Origin of the sequence: Streptomyces sp. NPDC101165 (assembly GCF_044768135.1) — a bacterium.
Taxonomy (GTDB): domain Bacteria; phylum Actinomycetota; class Actinomycetes; order Streptomycetales; family Streptomycetaceae; genus Streptomyces.
The window spans coordinates 1-5,189 of record NZ_JBIWPG010000049.1; the positions used below are offsets into that span (position 1 = coordinate 1).

Annotated in this window: 3 rRNA genes; all 3 read left to right on the top strand. The window is 57.2% G+C overall.

Going from position 1 to position 5,189, the window contains the following annotated elements:
* Nucleotides 1–52: 52 nt before the first annotated feature.
* Nucleotides 53–1,576, top strand: a 16S ribosomal RNA gene (locus ACIRVH_RS46350).
* Between the two features lie 305 nt (nucleotides 1,577–1,881).
* Nucleotides 1,882–5,000, top strand: a 23S ribosomal RNA gene (locus ACIRVH_RS46355).
* Between the two features lie 82 nt (nucleotides 5,001–5,082).
* A 5S ribosomal RNA gene (gene rrf, locus ACIRVH_RS46360) occupies nucleotides 5,083–5,189 on the top strand; the annotation flags it as partial.

Consider the following 5,189-nt stretch of genomic DNA (forward strand, 5'->3'; position numbering starts at 1 on the left):
TATTCCTCCTCTCGCACCGCTCTCGTGGTGCTCACCGGATTACCGGTAAACATTCACGGAGAGTTTGATCCTGGCTCAGGACGAACGCTGGCGGCGTGCTTAACACATGCAAGTCGAACGATGAACCACTTCGGTGGGGATTAGTGGCGAACGGGTGAGTAACACGTGGGCAATCTGCCCTTCACTCTGGGACAAGCCCTGGAAACGGGGTCTAATACCGGATACGAGCCTCCAAGGCATCTTGGAGGTTGGAAAGCTCCGGCGGTGAAGGATGAGCCCGCGGCCTATCAGCTTGTTGGTGAGGTAATGGCTCACCAAGGCGACGACGGGTAGCCGGCCTGAGAGGGCGACCGGCCACACTGGGACTGAGACACGGCCCAGACTCCTACGGGAGGCAGCAGTGGGGAATATTGCACAATGGGCGAAAGCCTGATGCAGCGACGCCGCGTGAGGGATGACGGCCTTCGGGTTGTAAACCTCTTTCAGCAGGGAAGAAGCGAAAGTGACGGTACCTGCAGAAGAAGCGCCGGCTAACTACGTGCCAGCAGCCGCGGTAATACGTAGGGCGCAAGCGTTGTCCGGAATTATTGGGCGTAAAGAGCTCGTAGGCGGCTTGTCACGTCGATTGTGAAAGCCCGAGGCTTAACCTCGGGTCTGCAGTCGATACGGGCTAGCTAGAGTGTGGTAGGGGAGATCGGAATTCCTGGTGTAGCGGTGAAATGCGCAGATATCAGGAGGAACACCGGTGGCGAAGGCGGATCTCTGGGCCATTACTGACGCTGAGGAGCGAAAGCGTGGGGAGCGAACAGGATTAGATACCCTGGTAGTCCACGCCGTAAACGGTGGGAACTAGGTGTTGGCGACATTCCACGTCGTCGGTGCCGCAGCTAACGCATTAAGTTCCCCGCCTGGGGAGTACGGCCGCAAGGCTAAAACTCAAAGGAATTGACGGGGGCCCGCACAAGCGGCGGAGCATGTGGCTTAATTCGACGCAACGCGAAGAACCTTACCAAGGCTTGACATACACCGGAAACGTCTGGAGACAGGCGCCCCCTTGTGGTCGGTGTACAGGTGGTGCATGGCTGTCGTCAGCTCGTGTCGTGAGATGTTGGGTTAAGTCCCGCAACGAGCGCAACCCTTGTTCTGTGTTGCCAGCATGCCCTTCGGGGTGATGGGGACTCACAGGAGACCGCCGGGGTCAACTCGGAGGAAGGTGGGGACGACGTCAAGTCATCATGCCCCTTATGTCTTGGGCTGCACACGTGCTACAATGGCCGGTACAATGAGCTGCGATACCGTGAGGTGGAGCGAATCTCAAAAAGCCGGTCTCAGTTCGGATTGGGGTCTGCAACTCGACCCCATGAAGTCGGAGTCGCTAGTAATCGCAGATCAGCATTGCTGCGGTGAATACGTTCCCGGGCCTTGTACACACCGCCCGTCACGTCACGAAAGTCGGTAACACCCGAAGCCGGTGGCCCAACCCTTGTGGAGGGAGCTGTCGAAGGTGGGACTGGCGATTGGGACGAAGTCGTAACAAGGTAGCCGTACCGGAAGGTGCGGCTGGATCACCTCCTTTCTAAGGAGCACTTCTCACCAGCTTCGGTTGGTCAGAGGCCAGTACATCAGCGAATGTCTGATGCTGGTTGCTCATGGGTGGAACGTTGATTATTCGGTCCAGACCTCGGGTCGGGGGCTGCTAGTACTGCTCGTAAGAGCGTGGAACGCATGATCTCCGGACGGGTCTTGGCCGGGCACGCTGTTGGGTGTCTGAGGGAATGATCTTCCTTCAGTCGCCGGCCCCAGTGAACTCGAGCCTGTTGGTTCGGGGTGATGGGTGGCTGGTCGTTGTTTGAGAACTGCACAGTGAACGCGAGCATCTGTGGCCAAGTTTTTAAGGGCGCACGGTGGATGCCTTGGCACCAGGAACCGATGAAGGACGTGGGAGGCCGCGATAGTCCCCGGGGAGTCGTCAACCAGGCTTTGATCCGGGGGTTTCCGAATGGGGAAACCCGGCAGTCGTCATGGGCTGTCACCCACTGCTGAACACATAGGCAGTGTGGAGGGAACGAGGGGAAGTGAAACATCTCAGTACCCTCAGGAAGAGAAAACAACCGTGATTCCGGGAGTAGTGGCGAGCGAAACCGGATGAGGCCAAACCGTATGCGTGTGAGACCCGGCAGGGGTTGCGCATGCGGGGTTGTGGGATCTCTCTTCTGTTGTCTGCCGGCGACAGGACGAGTCAGAAACCGTTGATGTAGACGAAGGACATGCGAAAGGTCCGGCGTAGAGGGTAAGACCCCCGTAGTCGAAACGTCAGCGGCTCGTTTGAGAGACACCCAAGTAGCACGGGGCCCGAGAAATCCCGTGTGAATCTGGCGGGACCACCCGCTAAGCCTAAATATTCCCTGGTGACCGATAGCGGATAGTACCGTGAGGGAATGGTGAAAAGTACCGCGGGAGCGGAGTGAAATAGTACCTGAAACCGTGTGCCTACAAGCCGTGGGAGCGTCGGATGCAGCTTGCTGCATCTCGTGACTGCGTGCCTTTTGAAGAATGAGCCTGCGAGTTTGCGGTGTGTTGCGAGGTTAACCCGGGTGGGGAAGCCGTAGCGAAAGCGAGTCCGAATAGGGCGATTCAGTAGCACGCTCAAGACCCGAAGCGGAGTGATCTAGCCATGGGCAGGTTGAAGCGGAGGTAAGACTTCGTGGAGGACCGAACCCACCAGGGTTGAAAACCTGGGGGATGACCTGTGGTTAGGGGTGAAAGGCCAATCAAACTCCGTGATAGCTGGTTCTCCCCGAAATGCATTTAGGTGCAGCGTCGTGTGTTTCTTGCCGGAGGTAGAGCACTGGATAGGCGATGGGCCCTACCGGGTTACTGACCTTAGCCAAACTCCGAATGCCGGTAAGTGAGAGCACGGCAGTGAGACTGTGGGGGATAAGCTCCATGGTCGAGAGGGAAACAGCCCAGAGCATCGACTAAGGCCCCTAAGCGTACGCTAAGTGGGAAAGGATGTGGAGTCGCACAGACAACCAGGAGGTTGGCTTAGAAGCAGCCACCCTTGAAAGAGTGCGTAATAGCTCACTGGTCTAGTGATTCCGCGCCGACAATGTAGCGGGGCTCAAGCGTACCGCCGAAGTCGTGTCATTGCAGCATATAGCCCCAACGGGTGCTGTGATGGGTAGGGGAGCGTCGTCTGCCGGGTGAAGCAGCACCGGAAGGTAGTTGTGGACGGTTGACGAGTGAGAATGCAGGCATGAGTAGCGATACAAACGTGAGAAACGTTTGCGCCGATTGACTAAGGGTTCCTGGGTCAAGCTGATCTGCCCAGGGTAAGTCGGGACCTAAGGCGAGGCCGACAGGCGTAGTCGATGGATAACCGGTTGATATTCCGGTACCCGCTGTGAAGCGTCAAACATCGAGCATCGTGATGCTAAGGCCGTGAAGCCGTTCCGGACCCTTCGGGGAAAGGAAAGTGGTGGAGCCGCCGAACCAAGCGGTTAGTAGGTGAGTGATGGGGTGACGCAGGAAGGTAGTCCATCCCGGGCGGTGGTTGTCCCGGGGTAAGGGTGTAGGACGAGTGGTAGGCAAATCCGCCGCTCATGTGTCTGAGACCTGATGCCGAGCCGATTGTGGCGAAGTGGATGATCCTATGCTGTCGAGAAAAGCCTCTAGCGAGTTTCATGGCGGCCCGTACCCTAAACCGACTCAGGTGGTCAGGTAGAGAATACCGAGGCGTTCGGGTGAACTATGGTTAAGGAACTCGGCAAAATGCCCCCGTAACTTCGGGAGAAGGGGGGCCAGCTCTGGTGATGGACTTTACGTCCTGAGCTGGGGTTGGCCGCAGAGACCAGCGAGAAGCGACTGTTTACTAAAAACACAGGTCCGTGCGAAGCCGTAAGGCGATGTATACGGACTGACGCCTGCCCGGTGCTGGAACGTTAAGGGGACCGGTTAGCTCTGATTCGTCAGGGCGAAGCTGAGAACTTAAGCGCCAGTAAACGGCGGTGGTAACTATAACCATCCTAAGGTAGCGAAATTCCTTGTCGGGTAAGTTCCGACCTGCACGAATGGCGTAACGACTTCTCGACTGTCTCAACCATAGGCCCGGTGAAATTGCACTACGAGTAAAGATGCTCGTTTCGCGCAGCAGGACGGAAAGACCCCGGGACCTTTACTACAGTTTGATATTGGTGTTCGGTTCGGCTTGTGTAGGATAGCTGGGAGACTTTGAAGTCCCAACGCCAGTTGGGGTGGAGTCGTCGTTGAAATACCAGTCTGGTCGTGCTGGATGTCTAACCTGGGTCCGTGATCCGGATCAGGGACAGTGTCTGATGGGTAGTTTAACTGGGGCGGTTGCCTCCTAAAGAGTAACGGAGGCGCCCAAAGGTTCCCTCAGCCTGGTTGGTAATCAGGTGTTGAGTGTAAGTGCACAAGGGAGCTTGACTGTGAGACCGACGGGTCGAGCAGGGACGAAAGTCGGGACTAGTGATCCGGCGGTGGCTTGTGGAAGCGCCGTCGCTCAACGGATAAAAGGTACCCCGGGGATAACAGGCTGATCTTCCCCAAGAGTCCATATCGACGGGATGGTTTGGCACCTCGATGTCGGCTCGTCGCATCCTGGGGCTGGAGTCGGTCCCAAGGGTTGGGCTGTTCGCCCATTAAAGCGGTACGCGAGCTGGGTTTAGAACGTCGTGAGACAGTTCGGTCCCTATCCGCTGTGCGCGTAGGAATATTGAGAAGGGCTGTCCCTAGTACGAGAGGACCGGGACGGACGAACCTCTGGTGTGCCAGTTGTTCTGCCAAGGGCATGGCTGGTTGGCTACGTTCGGGAGGGATAACCGCTGAAAGCATCTAAGCGGGAAGCCTGCTTCGAGATGAGTATTCCCACCTCCTTGAGAGGGTAAGGCTCCCAGTAGACGACTGGGTTGATAGGCCAGATATGGAAGCCCGGTAACGGGTGGAGTTGACTGGTACTAATAGGCCGAGGGCTTGTCCTCAGACGCTCGCGTTCACTGTGTTGGTTCTGAAACCACGACCACGTCGCTGAAATATGCGGCCCGGTCCACAGTTTCATAGTGTTTCGGTGGTCATAGCGTGAGGGAAACGCCCGGTTACATTCCGAACCCGGAAGCTAAGCCTCACAGCGCCGATGGTACTGCAGGGGGGACCCTGTGGGAGAGTAGGAC